Annotated in this window: 19 protein-coding genes and 1 tRNA gene; 9 read left to right on the top strand and 11 right to left on the bottom strand. The window is 63.9% G+C overall.

Going from position 1 to position 17,038, the window contains the following annotated elements:
* Positions 1–52: 52 nt before the first annotated feature.
* From ACPFMJ_RS07835 to ACPFMJ_RS07815, 5 genes are all read right to left on the bottom strand, one after another.
* Positions 53–631, bottom strand: a complete 579-nt coding sequence (locus ACPFMJ_RS07835; protein WP_424363252.1) for an HdeD family acid-resistance protein — start codon at positions 629–631, stop codon at positions 53–55.
* A 194-nt stretch (positions 632–825) separates the two neighbouring features.
* Complete coding sequence (locus ACPFMJ_RS07830; RefSeq protein WP_424363251.1) at positions 826–1,089, bottom strand: hypothetical protein; 264 nt, start codon at positions 1,087–1,089, stop codon at positions 826–828.
* 989 nt (positions 1,090–2,078) lie between these two features.
* Positions 2,079–2,154 (bottom strand) — tRNA-Ala (locus tag ACPFMJ_RS07825).
* A gap of 121 nt (positions 2,155–2,275) precedes the next feature.
* Positions 2,276–3,637, bottom strand: a complete 1,362-nt coding sequence (locus tag ACPFMJ_RS07820; protein ID WP_424363250.1) for a PleD family two-component system response regulator — start codon at positions 3,635–3,637, stop codon at positions 2,276–2,278.
* 14 nt (positions 3,638–3,651) lie between these two features.
* The gene (locus tag ACPFMJ_RS07815) at positions 3,652–4,026 is read right to left on the bottom strand and encodes a response regulator (protein WP_424363249.1); all 375 of its coding nucleotides are present in this window, start codon (positions 4,024–4,026) and stop codon (positions 3,652–3,654) included.
* A 64-nt stretch (positions 4,027–4,090) separates the two neighbouring features.
* On the opposite strand from ACPFMJ_RS07815, the gene ACPFMJ_RS07810 reads away from it, so the two are divergent.
* Positions 4,091–4,423 (top strand): DUF3572 domain-containing protein, encoded by a 333-nt coding sequence (locus ACPFMJ_RS07810; RefSeq protein WP_424363248.1) that lies wholly within the window; start codon positions 4,091–4,093, stop codon positions 4,421–4,423.
* A gap of 77 nt (positions 4,424–4,500) precedes the next feature.
* Here the strand turns inward: ACPFMJ_RS07810 and ACPFMJ_RS07805 are convergent, their stop codons facing one another.
* Complete coding sequence (locus ACPFMJ_RS07805) at positions 4,501–4,911, bottom strand: GlcG/HbpS family heme-binding protein (RefSeq protein WP_424363247.1); 411 nt, start codon at positions 4,909–4,911, stop codon at positions 4,501–4,503.
* 139 nt (positions 4,912–5,050) lie between these two features.
* Here ACPFMJ_RS07805 and ACPFMJ_RS07800 point away from each other — a divergent pair, with 139 nt between their 5' ends.
* From ACPFMJ_RS07800 to glcF, 3 genes are read left to right on the top strand one after another with little or no spacing between them, the layout of a single operon-like run.
* Entirely contained in the window at positions 5,051–6,541 is a 1,491-nt protein-coding gene (locus ACPFMJ_RS07800) for an FAD-linked oxidase C-terminal domain-containing protein (RefSeq protein ID WP_424363246.1), read from the top strand.
* Complete coding sequence (glcE, locus tag ACPFMJ_RS07795) at positions 6,541–7,752, top strand: glycolate oxidase subunit GlcE (RefSeq protein ID WP_424363245.1); 1,212 nt, start codon at positions 6,541–6,543, stop codon at positions 7,750–7,752. The genes ACPFMJ_RS07800 and glcE overlap by 1 nt, the downstream gene beginning before the upstream one ends.
* Complete coding sequence (gene glcF, locus ACPFMJ_RS07790; RefSeq protein WP_424363244.1) at positions 7,752–9,038, top strand: glycolate oxidase subunit GlcF; 1,287 nt, start codon at positions 7,752–7,754, stop codon at positions 9,036–9,038. Before glcE ends, glcF begins: the two co-directional genes overlap by 1 nt.
* A gap of 217 nt (positions 9,039–9,255) precedes the next feature.
* On the opposite strand, the gene trpS is transcribed toward glcF, so the two are convergent.
* The 4 genes from trpS to hslV all read right to left on the bottom strand — a co-directional run bounded on the left by trpS (position 9,256) and on the right by hslV (position 12,818).
* A complete protein-coding gene (gene trpS, locus ACPFMJ_RS07785; protein WP_424363243.1) occupies positions 9,256–10,290 on the bottom strand; it encodes a tryptophan--tRNA ligase in 1,035 nt (344 codons plus the stop codon).
* Between the two features lie 72 nt (positions 10,291–10,362).
* The gene (locus ACPFMJ_RS07780) at positions 10,363–10,767 is read right to left on the bottom strand and encodes an STM3941 family protein (RefSeq protein ID WP_424363242.1); all 405 of its coding nucleotides are present in this window, start codon (positions 10,765–10,767) and stop codon (positions 10,363–10,365) included.
* Between the two features lie 182 nt (positions 10,768–10,949).
* Positions 10,950–12,254 carry an ATP-dependent protease ATPase subunit HslU gene (hslU, locus tag ACPFMJ_RS07775; RefSeq protein WP_424363241.1) on the bottom strand — a complete coding sequence of 435 codons (1,305 nt, stop codon included), beginning with the start codon at positions 12,252–12,254 and terminating at the stop codon, positions 10,950–10,952.
* Positions 12,255–12,818 carry an ATP-dependent protease subunit HslV gene (gene hslV, locus ACPFMJ_RS07770; RefSeq protein ID WP_424363240.1) on the bottom strand — a complete coding sequence of 188 codons (564 nt, stop codon included), beginning with the start codon at positions 12,816–12,818 and terminating at the stop codon, positions 12,255–12,257.
* A gap of 195 nt (positions 12,819–13,013) precedes the next feature.
* Between hslV and ACPFMJ_RS07765 the strand changes: the two genes are divergently transcribed.
* Positions 13,014–13,235, top strand: coding sequence for a hypothetical protein (locus tag ACPFMJ_RS07765; RefSeq protein WP_424363239.1), 222 nt, complete (start codon positions 13,014–13,016; stop codon positions 13,233–13,235).
* Positions 13,236–13,286: 51 nt separating this feature from the next.
* On the opposite strand, the gene ACPFMJ_RS07760 is transcribed toward ACPFMJ_RS07765, so the two are convergent.
* Positions 13,287–14,174 carry a hypothetical protein gene (locus tag ACPFMJ_RS07760; protein WP_424363238.1) on the bottom strand — a complete coding sequence of 296 codons (888 nt, stop codon included), beginning with the start codon at positions 14,172–14,174 and terminating at the stop codon, positions 13,287–13,289.
* A gap of 236 nt (positions 14,175–14,410) precedes the next feature.
* Here ACPFMJ_RS07760 and hisB point away from each other — a divergent pair, with 236 nt between their 5' ends.
* From hisB to hisA, 4 genes are read left to right on the top strand one after another with little or no spacing between them, the layout of a single operon-like run.
* Entirely contained in the window at positions 14,411–15,007 is a 597-nt protein-coding gene (hisB, locus tag ACPFMJ_RS07755; RefSeq protein ID WP_424363237.1) for an imidazoleglycerol-phosphate dehydratase HisB, read from the top strand.
* A gap of 40 nt (positions 15,008–15,047) precedes the next feature.
* The gene (locus ACPFMJ_RS07750; RefSeq protein ID WP_424363236.1) at positions 15,048–15,455 is read left to right on the top strand and encodes a DUF2628 domain-containing protein; all 408 of its coding nucleotides are present in this window, start codon (positions 15,048–15,050) and stop codon (positions 15,453–15,455) included.
* Positions 15,452–16,102, top strand: a complete 651-nt coding sequence (gene hisH, locus ACPFMJ_RS07745; protein WP_424363235.1) for an imidazole glycerol phosphate synthase subunit HisH — start codon at positions 15,452–15,454, stop codon at positions 16,100–16,102. The genes ACPFMJ_RS07750 and hisH overlap by 4 nt, the downstream gene beginning before the upstream one ends.
* Positions 16,099–16,833: a 1-(5-phosphoribosyl)-5-[(5-phosphoribosylamino)methylideneamino]imidazole-4-carboxamide isomerase gene (gene hisA, locus ACPFMJ_RS07740; RefSeq protein WP_424363234.1), complete on the top strand. Its 735-nt coding sequence runs from the start codon at positions 16,099–16,101 to the stop codon at positions 16,831–16,833. Before hisH ends, hisA begins: the two co-directional genes overlap by 4 nt.
* Positions 16,834–17,038 lie beyond the last annotated feature (205 nt).

Below are 17,038 nucleotides of genomic sequence, written 5' to 3'. Positions count from 1 at the left end.
GGTTGTCTTTCGGCAACCGGGAGGAGAGAAAATCTGACGCGGAGCGCTCCAGTCAGAACAAGCTTCCTTCGGAAATTGCGCGAAGCGCCAATCCGAGAGCGATAAGCCCCCAACCCTTGAACAGCAGGTCCACGCCAAGGAGCGTGCCGATCAGCCACGCGCCCGTGAACGGCCATCCAGAGAGGAGGAAGCCGCCAAGCATGAGCGCCAATACGCCCTGGGTCGCGTAGATCCAGAAATTGTCGATATGGGAGGCATAGGCGAAGCCGAGGATCAATATGCCCTCTACGATGAAATAAAAGGCGGCCAGCAGGGCAAGCGTTTCGGCGCCGACCATGGGCCGGGTCAACAGCATGACGCCGATGACGAAGACAAGGGCGGCCCACAGAAGATGGATTGCGAAATCGGTCCAGAAGCCCGCGGCCGCTATGGCGAACAGGAAGATGGCGATCGCGCTGGTGATCAGTATGACCCCAAGGAAACCGACAGCGACGACCGTCGCCGCACGCGCGCGAACAATGGCGAGAATGCCGAGCGCGCCAATCAGGACGCCCAGTGCGACAACCCACCCCCAGTGAATCGCGAGCAAGTCAGGAGCTTCGGAAACGAAAACGTCGAACTGGCGCTGCATATGAGTTTCCCGGATTTATTACTGTGCGATTGTTCCCCATGTAAATTACGATTACAAGTTGTTGTTCTCTATTTTTCGTTGAAGCTGATGGAAATAAGAAAGCGGCTCCTAGGCAAGTCCGCCGCGCTACCCGTCGGCGTCGAATGAAACATGCGCCGTTCTATGCGCACTCGGCGATGGCTGGGGGGGCGCGCTCAAGGCGGGTATCCAACCCCAGCCTTCGGTCCGCGTTTCTCGTAATAAAGCTCGATTTCCAGCTTCAGTATTTCCTGAAGAGCCTTCGTCATCGCGCGCGCAAAAATGGGACTTGATCCGGTCCCCAGGACGATCTCCGGCGGGAAACGTCCATCAAGAAACGCCAGCCTGGGCGGTATGTCCTGTATGATCCAATTTATGGCGTCGTCGGGGAGCTCCCTTTCCTTCAACATCTGTTGAACGGCTCCGATCAACATCGCCAACTCTGCGCTCCGCTTCATAGGTCGACCCTTGCCTGGCATGCTTGCAACTTTTCACGGGGCCGTGGCCACACACGCCCGCACAGCCTGAAGGTTCTGGTTATCAAGGCCATCCATGACGGGGGCGGAACTTTCGGGGGCGCCTTTGGCGTCGGGAAGCGAGCGGACGAGGTCCACGAGGCGGCAAGGCGCCGGCCGCCTCAACAGGCCGTCGTAAAGGGCGCGCAACTGAAGGTCGATCGCGGCCTGCTCGGGCGGCGTGCGCCCTCGAACAATGACTGTCGATGGCGGTAGAGGATCGCCTGCGTGAACAGCCGGACCGAGTGAGTAGCCGTAAGCAATCAATGGTGTTACGCGCATCGAACTTGCCCATGGAGGTATTTGACGCAAACAAGCTCGGGCGCGCTCATGGTTAAAATGTGATTAAGCTAAAATTCGAGCGTTAATTATTCTGAAACATGGTTAACGGTCCGCGCCCGATCCTGATGCCGCGATCTGCGCGCCATTAGGCGGATTGATGGGACACGCCGCAGCCAGGGCGTGGTTCATATTCGTTCGAGATGTCGACGGTCCACGCTCCAGCCCAGCGTCATCCGCCTGGCCGTCCAATATGAGCGCGGAGGCCATGAAAAAGGCCGCTACGGTCCTGCGCCCAGCATCACGCGCAGGATAAGCACAGTTCCTATGACAAGGCCGGCAAGGGCGATCGTGTGTTCGATCATTGGCGCGCACTCAACTCCATCGCCACGGCGGGTGATGAGAGAGGAAACGCAAAAGCCCGAGTAAAGTTGCGCGGCAAGCGCCGGCAAGAGCGATGGGCGCCGCCGATTTCGCCTTTGGCCGTCGGCTCCAAGCGCGGGCTTGAGCAGTCTTTAGCTCTATATGTGGGGAGATCGGATAGCTAGGAACAAAGACGCTTGCCGTGGCGATCGCATGGCGCGCCTACGAAGCAACGCTGGCCTGTCCGGCTTTTATCTTCTTGATTTTTTTTTTGGTGGAGCCAGACGGAATCGAACCGACGACCTCTTCAATGCCATTGAAGCGCTCTCCCAACTGAGCTATGGCCCCATCCTTTTTACCGGCCTCTTGGGGGAGGCTTCGGCCGACGCGCTGTCGACGGGCGGTGTATAGTTCAGGCCGGCTCGGCCTGCAAGCCCGACTTTCGATTTTATGTTGAAAAGATCACAAGCTAGGCGGCGGCCGCCGTCACGCGGTTTCTCCCCGAGGATTTCGAGGCGTAGAGCGCCTTATCGGCCCGGCGAAGCAGCGCGTCCGCATTGGCGTCGGCGCCGCGTTCGGCGAGGCCGATCGAGGTCGTGATCGGAATGGTGCGCGTCGCTTTGGCGTCGATGGGAAACTTCTCCCACTCGACCGCGGCGCGCACGCGCTCGGCCACGCGCTCCGCGACCTCGAGAGGCGTGTCCGGCATCACCACGACGAATTCCTCGCCGCCGAGGCGGCAGACCAGATCCGCGCCGCGCAGGACGCGCTTGATTCGCTGGGCGAAGGTCTTGAGCACCTCGTCGCCCGCATCGTGGCCATAGGTGTCGTTGACCGATTTGAAGTGGTCGATGTCGAGGATCATCAGCGACAAGGGCCGACCCTTGTGCGCCGCCTGATCCAGCGCATTGGCGAGATGGGTTTCGAGGAAGCGGCGGTTGTTGAGGCCGGTGAGCGCATCGACCACGGCGAGTTCGATCGCCGCCTGGACATTGTCTCGCAGGCTGTCGGTGTAGCGCTTGCGGCGCAATTGCGTGCGCACGCGCGCGACCAGTTCGTTCCTGTCGATCGGGCGCATGATGTAGTCGTTCACGCCGAGATCGAGGCCGCGCAGAACGCGCTGGCGGTCTTCCAGATCGGCGAGAATCAGGATCGGAATAGAGCGGGTCCGCTCGAGCGAGCGTAACTGGCTGCACAAGCGCAGCCCGTCGAAATCCGTAAGGTTCAGGCTCACGATCACGAGCTCGTAATTGTTCTCCGCCGCGCGGAACAGCGCCTCCTGCGGATGGCTCTCGATCTCGATATTGTGGTAGTCGCGCAGACCGGCCACGATGCGGTCGGACGAGCTGGGACGATCCTCGACGAGGAGGATGCGGCCGCGCTCGCCGTCATTGGGCTCGCGCGACGAGAGGCCGAGATTGGCGGATGTGTTGGCGCGGGCGCGCAACTCGTCGAGCATGATCTTGAGGCGCGTCAGCGACCGCACGCGGGCGATGAGGGCCATCTCGTCGACGGGCTTGGTGAGGAAGTCGTCGGCGCCGCATTCGAGGCCCCGCACGCGGTCGGCCGGCTGGTCGAGCGCCGTGACCATGACGACCGGCAGGTGCATCGTCGTCGGGTCGGCTTTCAGGCGCGTGCAGACCTCGAACCCGTCCATGCCCGGCATCATCACGTCGAGCAGGACGATGTCGCATTTCCCGTCGCGGCACAGCTCCAGCGCTTCGGGGCCGTTCGTCGCGGAGACGACGTCGAAATATTCGGCGGAAAGGCGCGCTTCCAGCAGTTTGATGTTTGGCAGCAGATCGTCAACGATCAGGACGCGTGCGGTCATATTGCTGACGTCTCCTACTTCTTTTCCGCAAGGAAAGAATTCACCGTCTCGAGGAATTTGGCCACGGAGATCGGCTTCGAGAGGTAGGCCTCGCAGCCGCCCTGGCGGATCTTTTCCTCGTCGCCCTTCATGGCGAAAGCTGTGATGGCGATGACCGGGATGTGCTTGAGCTCGTCGTCGTCCTTCAGCCAGCGCGTGACTTCGAGTCCGCTGACCTCGGGCAACTGGATATCCATAAGGATCAGGTCAGGCCGATGCTCGCGCGCCAGCGAGATCGCCTCTACGCCGCTCTTTGTGCGAAGCGTCGCGTGGCCGTTCGCCTCCAACAGATCGTTGAAGAGCTTCATATTGAGTTCGTTATCCTCTACGATGAGGACCGTCTTTTTCATGGAGCCAACTCTAGGAACGCGGCGCCTTTGAAGCGGCAAGGGGATCAAAGTCTGAGCCGTTTCATTGATCGATACCATGGGAATATTAATGAAAATCAGTCGCGAATTGCATGACTTTCATCGTCCGAAGGCGGATGAGCCGCCTGCGGACGAACTCGCCTTGCGCGCGCTCGCCTTTCTGGCGAGTGACGACGAGCGCGTCGCGCGCTTCCTTGCCCTGACCGGGCTCGACGCGGGCGACGTGCGCGACATGCTTGGCGAGCGTGGCTTTCATCTTGCGGTTCTCGATCATGTGGCGGGCGACGAAGCCATGCTTGTCGAATTCGCCGCGTCGGAGTCGCTGCCGCCCGAGTCCGTGGGACGCGCCCGGCGGGCTCTCGGCGGCGGCGACGTTTAAGCTACCGCATTCACGGTCGTTTCATTACGCTCAGGATGACGCTTCCCCGTTCTTTTGCGTGCATTCTAAATAGATCCTTAAATTCCGGCGGCGAGAGCGTCGGCTCCAGCCTTGGCGACCATGCCGTCCTCGAAGGATTGCACCCCGGAGACGCCGATCGCGCCGACGACCTGGCCTTCGTGGATGAGCGGCAACCCGCCTTCCACAGGCGTGATATGGGGCAGGCTGAGCAGCGCCACGCGGCCGCCGGCGACGGTTTCCTCCAGCGACTTGGTCGGTCGTTTGAACAGCGCCGCGGACCGAGCCTTCGCCTGGGCGATGTCGCAGGAGGCCGGCTGCACGCCGTCGAGGCGCTCCAGATAGATGGGCAATCCGGCGTCGTCGACGATCGCGATGACCACGCTCCAACCGTTCCGCTGCGCTTCCTGGGCGGCGGCCGCCGCGACGCGCTTGGCGTCGGCGAGCGTGAGGACGAACTTCATTTTCATTGTTTCTCCTTGGCGATCGACGCCGGACTTGCGCCCATTCCACGCCTCGACTAGGGAAAATTTGCGAGGCCGGGAGGGACTTCCCACGGCTGGACGGCGAGCGCAACGTGCGCCGTCAGCGCTGGGAGGCGCAAGAACGATGCTCACCATGCCCGCGCCGGAGCCGGACATTCTCGCGCGGCGGGAGGAGTTGATCGGGCGGCTGCGCGACATCCTCCCGGCGGGCAATCTCATTGTCGACGAGACGGCGCGGCGCGCCTATGAGTGTGACGCCTTCACCATGTATCGCGCGCTGCCCCTCGTTGTTGCGCTCCCCGAGACCGTGCCGCAAGTCAGCGCCATTCTCGCGCTTGCGGCCGAGATGAACGTCAAGATCGTGCCGCGCGGTGCCGGCACGTCGCTCTCCGGCGGCTCCATGCCGCTCGAAGACGGCATTCTGCTTGGCATGTCGAAGTTCAACCGCATCCTCGAGGTCGACTACGAGAATCGCTGCGCGCGCGTGCAGCCGGGCGTCCAGAACCTCGCCATTTCCAAGGCCGTGGAGGGCAGGGGCTTCTATTACGCGCCGGATCCGTCCTCGCAGATCGCCTGCTCCATCGGCGGCAATGTCGCGGAGAACGCCGGCGGCGTGCATTGCCTGAAATACGGGCTGACGACAAATAACATTCTTGGCCTCGAGGTCGTCCTGATGGGCGGCGAGGTCATTCGGCTCGGCGGCAAGCATCTCGACAGCGAAGCTTACGACGTTCTGGGGTTGATGACCGGCTCCGAGGGCCTGCTCGGCGTCGTCACGGAGGTCACTGTCCGCATCCTGCAAAAGCCGGCCGTGGCGCGCGGCCTTCTCGTCGGCTTTCCCAGCGTCACGGCCGGCGCGCGCTTCGTCGGCGCGGTGATTGCGCGGGGGATCATTCCCGGCGGCATGGAGATGATGGACAAGAAGACCATCCACGCGGTCGAGCGCTTCCAGCCCTGCGGCTATCCGCTCGACGCCGAGGCGATCGTCATCGTCGAGCTCGACGGCACGCAGGCGGAGGTCGATCATCTCGTCGGCGTGGTGGAGGACATCGCCCGCGCGGAAGGCGCGACGACGACCAAGGTCTCGCACAGCGAGGCCGAGCGTCTGCAGTTCTGGGCGGGCCGCAAGAACGCTTTTCCGGCGGTCTCCTGCATCAAGCCCGACTATCTCTGCATGGACGGCACCATTCCGCGCGCGCGCCTCCCCGAGGTGCTGGAAGGCATGGATGCGATCGCGAAACGCGAGGGGTTGCAAGTCGCCAATGTCTTCCATGCGGGCGACGGCAATCTGCATCCGTTGATCCTCTACGACGCGTCCATTGAAGGTGACGTGGAGCGCGCCGAGCGCGTGGGCTTCGACATCCTGCGCCTCTGCGTCGCCGTCGGCGGCGTGCTCACCGGCGAGCATGGCGTCGGCGTCGAAAAGCGCGACCTGATGGGCGAGATGTTCAACGAGACGGATCTGGAGCAGCAGATGCGCGTCAAATGCGCCTTCGACTCCATGAACCGGCTCAATCCGGGCAAGGTCTTCCCCACGCTGCATCGCTGCGCCGAATTCGGCATGATGCATGTCTCGGGCGGCAAGACGCCTTTCCCCGATTTGCCGAGATTTTGATGAGCGCCGCCACCCACGAGATACGCGACGCCACTGACGCGGCCGAAGCGCTGGAAGGCGCCAATGCGCGCAAGACGCCCTTCGCCATTGTCGGCGCCGGCACGAAGAAACGGCTTGGCCGACATGCGCCGCATCCGCAGGAATTGTCGACGCGCGCGCTTACGGGCGTCACGCTTTACGAGCCGGAGGAGCTTGTTATTTCCGCGCGCGCCGGCACGCCCTTGCGCGAAATCGAGACGCTGCTCGATGCGCACAATCAGCAGCTCGCCTTCGAGCCGATGGATTACGCGCCGCTCCTCGGCGGCGCGATAAAAAGCGCCACGATCGGCGGAGTCATCGCCGTGAACGCATCCGGACCGCGCCGCATCAAGGCCGGCGCCGCGCGCGACCATCTCCTGGGCTTCCACTGCGTCACGGGGCGCGGCGAGATCGTGAAGTCGGGCGGACGCGTGATGAAGAACGTCACGGGCTACGATCTCTCCAAGCTCGTCTGCGGGTCATATGGCACGCTCGCGCTTCTGACCGAGGTGACTCTGAAAGTGTTGCCCAAGGCCGAGACCGAGCAGACGCTGTTGGTTCTCGGCCTCGACGAAGCGCAAAGCCTCGCGGCCCTGCGCCGCGCCTCCGGCACGTCAAACGAAGTCTCGTCGCTCGCCCTGCTGCCGGCCGGGCGCGAACCGCTCGGCTATGGCGAGAACGCCGCCTTGCTGCGTCTCGAAGGCCCTGAGATTTCCGTCGCCACGCGCCGCGACGCGCTCATCGCCGAACTTGGCGAAACCGGCGCGCATTTCGAAACCTTGCCGCACGCAGAGTCTGTCGCGCTCTGGGCCTCGCTGCGCGACGCGGCGCCGATCGCGTCTCTGACGGGCAAGGTCTGGCGCATCTCCGTCGCGCCGACGGACGGATATAAGGTCATCGAAAAACTGCGCCGCGCAGGCGCGCCAATCCTCGCGCATTTCTACGACTGGGCGGGGGGGCTGATCTGGCTCTGCCTCGAGAGCGAAGCGGATGCTCATGAGGCGGCTGTCCGCGCCGCCATCGACGCCCATGGCGGACACGCAACGCTCATCCGCGCGTCGGACGAGGTGCGGGCGCGCGTGGAGGTGTTTCATCCGCAGCCCGCGCCGCTCGCCGCGCTCACGAAGCGCGTGAAGGAGAGTTTCGATCCCGCTCATATTCTGGAGCGCGGCCGCATGCGCGAGGCCTTCTGATGCAGACGCATTTCTCGCTCGCCGCGCTCGCCGATCCGGACATGGCGCAATCGCAGAAGATCCTGCGCGCCTGCGTCCATTGCGGCTTCTGCACCGCGACCTGTCCGACCTATCTGCTTACCGGCGACGAGCTCGACAGCCCGCGCGGCCGCATCTATCTCATCAAGGAGATGCTGGAGAATGAGCGTCCGGCCGATGCGCGCACGGCGCGGCACATTGACCGCTGCCTCTCCTGCCTCTCTTGCATGACGACCTGTCCGTCGAGCGTGCATTACATGCATCTCGTCGATCACGCGCGGGCGCATATCGAGAAGACCTATCAGCGCCCCTTCGCGGACAAAGCGCTGCGCGGCTTGCTCGCCTTCGTGCTGCCGCGTCCGGCTCTGTTCCGGGTGGCGTTGCGCGCTGCGAAACTCGTCGCTCCATTCGCCGGATTCCTGCCGCCCCGCCTGCGCGCGCTCTTCGCGCTCGCGCCCAAGACGTTGCCCGCGCCTTCTGATGTGGATAGCCCGCAGGTCTTTCCGGCGCAGGGCGAGCGCAAAATGCGCGTCGCCTTGCTGAACGGCTGCGCGCAGACGGTGCTGGACACGCGCATCAACGAAGCGACCGTGCGACTGCTGACGCGGCATGGCGTGGAGGTCGTGGTGGCGGAAGGCGCGGGCTGTTGCGGGGCGCTGCCGCATCATCTCGGCAAGGTCGACCAGTCCCACGCCTTCGCGCGCAGGAATATCGAAGCCTGGACGCGGGAGATCGAGTCAAGCGGGCTCGACCACATCGTCGTCAACACCTCGGGCTGCGGAACGAGCGTAAAGGATTACGGCTTCATGTTCCGCAACGATTCGGCGCTTGCTGAAAAAGCCGCGCGCATTTCAACGCTGACCTGCGATGTGAGCGAAATCATCGAGAAGCTCGATCTGCAATCGGGGTCGGCCCCGCGCCTCAAGGTCGCCTACCACTCCGCTTGCTCGCTCCAGCATGGCCAGAAAATCACGCGCCAGCCGGTCGAAGCCCTCGCGCGCGCGGGCTTCGAGGTCGTCGCCGTGCCGGAGGGGCACATCTGTTGCGGCTCGGCGGGAACCTACAACCTGCTTCAGTCCGAGATGGCCGACCAGCTTCGCGCGCGAAAGGTCGCCAATATAGAGAGCGTCGCGCCCGATGTGATCGCCGCCGGCAATCTCGGCTGCATGGTGCAGATCGGCGCCGGGACGGCGGTGCCGATCGTTCACACGGTCGAGCTTCTGGACTGGGCGACGGGCGGGGCGAAGCCGCAGGGGCTTCGCGGCTGAGTTGCTGCGATCGGCGGCGCCAAAACTAAGGTCCGGTTGGCGACAGACGACCGAGGCGGCCTCGTCCTTCGAGACGCGAGCTTCGCTCGCTCCTCAGGATGAGGCCTGAGTGCTCTTCGCGGAATAAGAAGCCCCTCGTGTTGGGGAGCTTGCACAGCAAGCGTCTCGAAGCAGGAGGGGCGTCTACATGATGTTGTCGGCAGACAACAATTAGCGCTTACCTCAAGAACCCCACAATATCCTTCACCGCGTTCATGTTCTCACGCGCAATCGCCCGGGCGCGTTCGGAGCCGTCGCGCAGCACCTGGTCGATATAGCCTTCGTCCGCGCGGATGCGGCGCATCTGGGCGGTGATGGGGGACAGCTTCGCGACGGCAAGATCGACGAGCGCGTTCTTGAAGGTCGAGAAATTCGAGCCGCCGAATTCGTTGAGAATGTCCGCCTTGCTGCGCCCGGAGAGCGCGGCGAATATGCCGACGAGATTGTCGGCCTCGGGGCGTCCTTCGAGACCCTTTTCCTCGGAGGGCAGGGGCTCGGGATCGGTCTTCGCCTTCTTCACCTTCTGCGCGATCTGGTCCGCGTCGTCGGAGAGATTGATGCGCGAATAGTCGGAGGCGTCGGATTTCGACATTTTCTTCGTGCCGTCGCGCAGGCTCATGACGCGCGTCGCCGGGCCGGAGATCAGCGGCTCGGGCAGGGGGAAGAAGGCGCCGCCGAAGCCGTTGCGCTCGATCGAGGCGCCGAAGTCGTTGTTGAACTTCTGCGCAATGTCGCGCGCCAGCTCCAGATGCTGCTTCTGGTCGTCGCCGACCGGCACGTGAGTCGCGCGATAAATGAGGATGTCGGCCGCCATCAGCACGGGATAGTCGAGCAGGCCCACGGAAGCGTTCTCGCGGTCCTTGCCGGCCTTGTCCTTGAACTGCGTCATGCGGTTCAGCCAGCCGATGCGGGCGACGCAGTTCAGAACCCAGGCAAGCTCGGCGTGCTCGGGCACCTGGCTCTGGTTGAAAACAATGTTCTGCTTGGGGTCGATGCCGCAGGCGAGAAAGGCCGCCGCGATCTCGCGGGTGTTGTTTCGCAGCTCGATCGGGTCCTGCGGCACGGTGATGGCGTGCAGGTCGACGACGCAATAAAGGCACTCGAAAGCCTTCTGCAATTCGACGAATTTGACGATGGCGCCGAGATAATTGCCGAGGTGCAGATTGCCGGTGGATTGCACGCCGGAAAAGACGCGCTGCGGGAAAGTGGACATGGGATGCGCCGTCGAGGTTGAGGAACTTTGGCCGGGGTTATGACAATGCCGGGCCGTCGGCGCAAGAGGCCCCTATTTGGGAGAGCCGCTCATTTCGGGCCTCCAGTACTGTTTAATCGCGGTGAGTAACTGAGCTGACGTCAGCCCAAGCAAGAACTCCGACAGAAATACGGGGGTCCCGTACATTGCAAGATTGGCCCGCAGCGCAGGCCGTTTCAGTGGGCTTGCAGCGCTGATCAACGTTTCCGGGTCTGAAACATGAATCGCCAACATGCCTTGACCGTTGACCTCGGCCCGGCTGAATCCATTTATCTGCGACCATCTTATGAGGCCGACGCCGAGCGCCGACGAATTGTCGTGAATGCCGTATTCGTCCACAACGAGGAGCGGTCGTTTGTCGCGCAGCTTATACAACGCAAACAAGCCGCAGACGCCGAAAAACGGGACGCCGACATAAGCCGCGAACTCACCCTTCAAACCGACTTAACCGTAGGGCAAAGTTCCTACCCAGAGGCATGTGGCGGCAAGTAAAAGCGAGCCGAGCGCCAGCAGAGCTAACTTCATGCGATTTTGTTGGATGACAAGAGCCATGCAATCCCCCTCTGAAATAACTCCCTCAAATTAGCGGGAGAGAGCGGGTTCGTCACGGCTCTTGCCTGTTACAGAATAAACCGGCTCAAATCCCGGTTTTTCGCCAGATCGCCAATATGCTTCTCGACAAAGGCGCCGTCGATGACGATCGTCTCGCCCGCGCGGTCGGAGGCGGTGAAGCTGATGTCGTCCAGGACGCGCTCCATCACCGTCTGCAGGCGGCGCGCGCCGATATTTTCGACGGAGGTGTTCACCGCCACAGCCACCTTTGCGATCGCGTCGATGGCCGAGGGCGCGAATTCCAGCGTTACGCCTTCCGTGCCCATCAGCGCCACATATTGCTTGGTGAGGCACGCTTCCGTTTCGGTGAGAATGCGGCGGAAATCTTCCTCGTTCAGCGAGGCGAGCTCGACGCGGATCGGCAGGCGGCCCTGCAGCTCGGGCAGCAGGTCCGAGGGCTTCGCGACGTGGAAGGCGCCCGAGGCGATGAAGAGCATGTGGTCGGTCTTCACCGGCCCGTGCTTCGTCGCGACGGTGGTGCCCTCGATCAGCGGCAGCAGGTCGCGCTGAACGCCCTCGCGCGACACGTCGGCGCCGCCGCGGCCGTCGCGCGCGCAGATCTTGTCCATCTCGTCGATGAAGACGATGCCGTTGTTCTCGACCTCATGGATCGCTTCACGGACGCTGGCCTCCTGGTCGATGAGCTTGTCGCTCTCTTCCGCGATCAGCGGCGTGCGCGCTTCCTGCACGGTGAGCTTGCGCGGCTTGCCGCGCTGCATCTTGCCGAAAATGTCGCCGAGCGAGAAGGCCGAGACGCTGCCGCCGCCGGGCATGTTCGGCAATTCGAACATGGGCATGTTGCCGCTTGACTGCTGCAGTTCGACCTCGACTTCCTTGTCCTCCAGTTCGCCGTCGCGCAGTCGTTTGCGGAAGGTCTCACGGGTATTGGGCGATGCGGCGGGGCCGACCAGCGCGTCGAGCAGGCGTTCCTCGGCGGCCTTTTCGGCGCGCGCCTGCACGTCCTTGCGGCGGCGCTCCTTCACCATGACGAGCGCGACCTCGATGAGATCGCGCACGATCTGTTCAACGTCGCGGCCGACATAGCCGACCTCGGTGAATTTCGTCGCTTCGACCTTGAGGAACGGCGCATTGGCAAGCCGCGCGAGACGCCGCGCGATCTCGGTTTTGCCGCAGCCCGTCGGGCCGATCATGAGGATGTTCTTGGGCATCACCTCTTCGCGCATCTGCCCTTCGAGCTGCAGACGGCGCCAGCGGTTGCGCAGCGCAATGGCGACCGCGCGCTTGGCGTCCTGCTGCCCGACGATGAAGCGGTCAAGTTCGGAGACGATTTCGCGGGGAGAGAAGTCGGCCATTTAGATTTTCTCCACCACGATGTTGTGGTTCGTATAGACGCAGATGTCGGCGGCGATGTTCATGGCGCGGCGCGCGATGGTCTCCGCGTCCGCGTCGGTGTCGATCAGCGCGCGGCCGGCGGCGAGCGCGTAATTGCCGCCCGACCCGATGGCCGCGACCGCTCCGCCTTCCCAGGCTTCCGGCTCCAGCACGTCGCCCGAGCCTGTCAGCACGAGCCCAACCTGCCTGTCGGCGACAAGCATCATCGCCTCCAGCCGGCGCAGATAGCGGTCCATGCGCCAGTCCTTGGCGAGTTCCACGCAGGCGCGGGTGAGCTGCCCCGGATATTGCTCGAGCTTGGTTTCCAGCCGCTCGAAAAGCGTGAAGGCGTCGGCGGTGGCGCCGGCGAAGCCTGCAATGACCTCTCCCTTGCCGAGCCGGCGCACCTTCTTGGCGTTGCCCTTCATGATCGTCTGGCCGAGGCTGACCTGCCCGTCGCCGGCGATGACGGTTTCGCCCTGTTTCTTCACCAGAATGATGGTCGTCGCATGCATGAGGGGCGACTTCTCGCGTTCGCTTTCCATTCGTGCCTTCCCGCAAATATGTCAGGCGGATGTAGGAGCTTGGCGCCGCTTGAGCAAGGGCGGGGAGGGGAGGGGCGCTCCAGCGTGAGCGTTACGGCGTGGCATGGACGAAGCCGCGCGGGGCGCTACTCTGAATTGCAGAGCCGCGGCGCGATCACGAACCAAGAATATCGCCGCGAATAAAGGAAACGCGACATGCGTAAGATCTCCATCTTCATCGCAGCGTCCATGCTGGCGACGACTGCGCCCGCGATGGCGCAAAGCGAAGAGCGCCGTGAACATAGCGCCATGCAGCATATCGGCGGCCACTGGCGTCATTCGCATCGGGACTGGAGCGAGCAGGAAGGACGCCACGTTCACAGCGTCTGCTGGGATTGGGACGCCGCGCAGGGCTGGGTCTGGACCTGCAACCGCTGATAGACGGGCCCGCCGGAAGTCGGCGGGCCGCCTCCGGCGAACCGGCGTCGCTCACTTGCCGGCAAACCTGTCCGCGATTTCCTGCGCCTCCTTCACAAGCTCGGGGAAGAAAGCCTCTTTCGGCGCGCGCTCGCCGATGCAGGCGCGATAGTCGCGATCGCCCTTCTCCTGTTCGGCGGTATAGGAATTGAAGACGTTCTCGTCCTTGGCGCCGCTCGCCTGATATTTCTTGAAGAGGGCGTCGGCCTTCTTCTCCGATTCCTTCCACACCGCGTCGCAGGCCGCGACAGGCTTGAATTTTTTGGCCTGCTCTTCGGCGATGTAGATCTTTCCGTCCTTGCGGATGGCGACGATGATTTCCTGATTGGGATTGGGGCCGATATCCTGCGCCCAGCCGCCGACGAGGGCGGCGGCGAAGGTCGCGCCCTCGGGCTTCGTTATCGGCAAAGCGGCGGTCTTGCTGAACGCGGCATCCTCCCCGACGGCGGCGGTGATGAAATCGTCGTCCGCCAGCGCCTCGTCGATCGTGGGCGGCGCCTTGCGCTTTTCCTTCCACCAATCTTCCCTGGCGAGCCATTTCGTCGTGAGCCCGTCGGTCGTCACATAGACCTGCGGGCCCTCGTCGCCGTTCATGAAGCGCAGCCCGTCGAGGCCGCCGGAGCCCACCTCATTGTCGGAGAGGCTCTCAAAGCCGATCTTCCCCTTGGCCGGGTAGGGCTTGACCGAGAGGTCGCCTATAATGGCCTGAAGCCGCTTCTCCAGATCGGCCAGCGCCTTCTGGTCGATCTTGCTCACGTCTGCGTCGGGCTTCTTCTCCTCGATCTTCTTGATCTTGGCGATAGCCGCGTCGCGGGCCGCCACGTAGTCCTCCTCGGGGGTCCCGGCGACGGCCGAAAGGCCCAGCAGGAGCGCGGGCAGGGCAAGAAGCGCTGGTCTCATATTATCCCCCCTGAAAACGGTCCATTCGCTGGACCTTTGGCGCGATCATAGGACGCGCCGCGAAAAAGTGGGAACCGGTTTTTCGCCCAGGGCGCGCGCTCGGAATCCGGCGCGCCCGCCAAATGGCCAGCGGCCCGCAGGGGCCATCCAGACGGGTGGCGCGGTTGCGACGAAATTGCTACAAGCGGCGCGCGCCCGGCTGGATCGGGCCGTGTCCTTCGGAAGGCCTTTTCTCGATGCGCAGCGCCAAAATCGAGCGCAACACCAAGGAAACCGCGATCACCGTCGTCGTCGACCTCGACGGCGCGGGGAAATCCGACATTTCGACGGGCATCGGCTTTTTCGACCATATGCTCGACCAGATCGCCCGCCACGCGCCGCTCGATCTGACGGTGCTCGCCAAGGGCGACCTGCACATTGACGGCCACCACACGGTGGAGGATGTCGGCCTCGCTCTCGGGCAGGCGGTGGACAAGGCGCTGGGCGACCGCAAGGGAATCGCCCGCTACGGCGACGCCCATGTTCCGCTCGACGAGGCGCTGACCCGCGTCGTTATCGACGTCTCGGGCCGGCCCTTCCTCGTCTACGACGTCAATTTCCCGGCCGAGCGAATCGGCGAGTTCGACACCGAGCTGATGCGCGAATTCTTCCAGGCTTTCGCCGTGCAGGCGCGGATCGGGCTGCACATCGACAGTCTGAAAGGCGTCAACAGCCATCATATCGCCGAAAGCGCCTTCAAGGGTTTCGCCCGCGCCTTCGGCAAAGCGGTCGCGATCGACCCGCGCCGCGTTCAGGGCGAGGCGCCCTCCACCAAGGGCACGCTGACCGCCTGATCGGCGGTCGGCTCGAGCGTCCAGACGAGGAGGGGAGGCCATGGCCGTTTTCACCGTTCATCTGCCGCCGGCCGGCGAGGCCGAGCCGGAGAAGATCAGGTTCTTGCGCGAAGGTTATTCCTGGCCGGCTTTCATCTTCGGCCCCTTCTGGCTGCTCTGGAAGCGCGCCTGGGTCGCCGCCATTGGCTGGACGCTGCTCCTCGTCGCCATCGGCGCCGCGGGCTATGTGTTCAAGATGCCGAAGGACGCGACGTCCTTCATCGGTTTGGCCGCCGCCCTGATTCTCGGCTTCGAGGGCGACCGCGTCATTGCATGGTCCTTGCGTCGGCACGGCTATGAGGAGACGGACGTGGTGATCGCCGACAATGTGGAGGAGGCCGAGGAGGTCTATTTCGGCCGCCGGCGCGCATCCTCGCCCCAAACGCTTCCCGCGGAGAGCGGCGCTTGACGACAGTCGTCATCGATTACGGTTCCGGCAATCTGCATTCGGCGCAGAAGGCCTTCGAGCGCGCCGCCCGCGAGGCGGGTCTCGACGGCGCCATCAATGTCACGAACGACCCCGACGCGGTGCGTAAGGCCGAGCGCGTCGTGCTGCCGGGCGTCGGCGCCTTCGCGGATTGCCGCGGAGGTCTGCTCGCTCTGCCGGGTCTCTATGACGCGCTTCAGGAAGCGACGATCCAGCGCGGCCGGCCGTTCCTCGGCATTTGCGTCGGCATGCAGCTCTTGGCCGCGCGCGGCCTTGAGCATGGCGAGACGCCGGGCATGGACTGGATCGGCGGCGACGTCGTCGCGATCGAGCCGAAAGACCCGTCGCTCAAAATCCCGCATATGGGCTGGAACACGCTGTCGCTGACGCGCGCGCATCCGGTTTTCGACGGCATCCCGACGGGCGAGACGGGCCTGCACGCCTATTTCGTCCATTCCTATCATCTGACGCCGGCGGACCCCGCCCATGTGCTCGCGACGACCGATTACGGCGCGCCGCTCACGGCGTCCGTCGCGCGCGACAATCTCGTCGGCGTGCAGTTCCATCCCGAAAAGAGCCAGAGGCTCGGCCTCGCGCTCATCGCCAATTTCCTGAGGTGGCGCCCGTGATTCTGTTTCCCGCGATCGATCTGAAAGAAGGCCAGTGCGTCCGTCTCGCGCAAGGCGACATGGACCGCGCCACGGTCTTCAACGACGATCCCGCCGAGCAGGCCCGCGCCTTCGAGCGCCAGGGCTTCGAATATCTGCATGTGGTCGATCTCGATGGCGCCTTCGCCGGCGCGCCGCGCAACGCGGCGGCCGTCGAGGCCATTCTCGGCGCGCTGACCATTCCGGTGCAGCTCGGGGGCGGCATTCGCGACATGCGCACGCTCTCCGGCTGGCTCGACAAGGGCGTCACCCGCGTCATCATCGGCACGGCGGCGGTGAAGGACCCGTCCTTCGTGCGCGAGGCCGCGCGGCTTTATCCAGGCCGCGTCGCGGTCGGCATCGACGCCAAGGACGGCATGGTCGCCGTCGACGGTTGGGCGAAGACGACGCGCATGTCGGCGCTCGATCTCGGCAAGAGCTTCGAGGATGCTGGCGTCGCGGCCATCATCTACACCGACATCGCGCGCGACGGGATTCTGACGGGCCTGAACATCGAGCAGACGCTCGCGCTCGCCAATGCGCTGACGATCCCCGTCATCGCCTCCGGCGGCCTCGCGTCCCTCGCGGATATCGAGCGCCTCGTGCAGCCGGACTGCGCCAAGCTCGCCGGCGCCATTACGGGCCGCGCGCTTTATGACGGGCGGCTCGATCCGGCGGAAGCGCTGGCGTTGATCAAGAAGGCGCGCGCGTGATGAGTCCAACCGCCAAGATCGTGGTTGACGCCCCTCGCGCTTCGAGACGCTTGCTGCGCAAGCTCCTCAGCATGAGGGGCTCCTTTGACCTGCGTCGCACGCTTAGGCCTCATCCTGAGGAGCGAGCGAAGCTCGCGTCTCGAAGGACGAGGCCGCCTCGGGCGTTGACTCGCGACCTGCGGGCCACTCGCATAACGCGTGAGGT

The sequence above is a fragment of the Methylocystis parvus genome (assembly GCF_049675845.1).
Taxonomy (GTDB): Bacteria; Pseudomonadota; Alphaproteobacteria; order Rhizobiales; family Beijerinckiaceae; genus Methylocystis; species Methylocystis parvus_A.
The sequence above is the reverse complement of the archived record's forward strand: the minus strand, read 5'-3'. Positions and strand labels throughout refer to the sequence as shown.

Excerpts from the sequence above, each read along its gene's own strand:
- ACPFMJ_RS07750 (WP_424363236.1), top strand. The coding sequence starts at position 15,048 with ATGGCCGTTTTCACCGTTCATCTGCCGCCGGCCGGCGAGGCCGAGCCG.
- glcF (WP_424363244.1), top strand. The coding sequence starts at position 7,752 with ATGCAGACGCATTTCTCGCTCGCCGCGCTCGCCGATCCGGACATGGCG.
- ACPFMJ_RS07805 (WP_424363247.1), bottom strand. The coding sequence starts at position 4,911 with ATGAAAATGAAGTTCGTCCTCACGCTCGCCGACGCCAAGCGCGTCGCG.
- ACPFMJ_RS07820 (WP_424363250.1), bottom strand. The coding sequence starts at position 3,637 with ATGACCGCACGCGTCCTGATCGTTGACGATCTGCTGCCAAACATCAAA.
- glcE (WP_424363245.1), top strand. The coding sequence starts at position 6,541 with ATGAGCGCCGCCACCCACGAGATACGCGACGCCACTGACGCGGCCGAA.
- ACPFMJ_RS07835 (WP_424363252.1), bottom strand. The coding sequence starts at position 631 with ATGCAGCGCCAGTTCGACGTTTTCGTTTCCGAAGCTCCTGACTTGCTC.
- hslV (WP_424363240.1), bottom strand. The coding sequence starts at position 12,818 with ATGGAAAGCGAACGCGAGAAGTCGCCCCTCATGCATGCGACGACCATC.
- ACPFMJ_RS07800 (WP_424363246.1), top strand. The coding sequence starts at position 5,051 with ATGCTCACCATGCCCGCGCCGGAGCCGGACATTCTCGCGCGGCGGGAG.
- ACPFMJ_RS07760 (WP_424363238.1), bottom strand. The coding sequence starts at position 14,174 with ATGAGACCAGCGCTTCTTGCCCTGCCCGCGCTCCTGCTGGGCCTTTCG.
- ACPFMJ_RS07815 (WP_424363249.1), bottom strand. The coding sequence starts at position 4,026 with ATGAAAAAGACGGTCCTCATCGTAGAGGATAACGAACTCAATATGAAG.
- hslU (WP_424363241.1), bottom strand. The coding sequence starts at position 12,254 with ATGGCCGACTTCTCTCCCCGCGAAATCGTCTCCGAACTTGACCGCTTC.
- ACPFMJ_RS07765 (WP_424363239.1), top strand. The coding sequence starts at position 13,014 with ATGCGTAAGATCTCCATCTTCATCGCAGCGTCCATGCTGGCGACGACT.
- hisB (WP_424363237.1), top strand. The coding sequence starts at position 14,411 with ATGCGCAGCGCCAAAATCGAGCGCAACACCAAGGAAACCGCGATCACC.
- trpS (WP_424363243.1), bottom strand. The coding sequence starts at position 10,290 with ATGTCCACTTTCCCGCAGCGCGTCTTTTCCGGCGTGCAATCCACCGGC.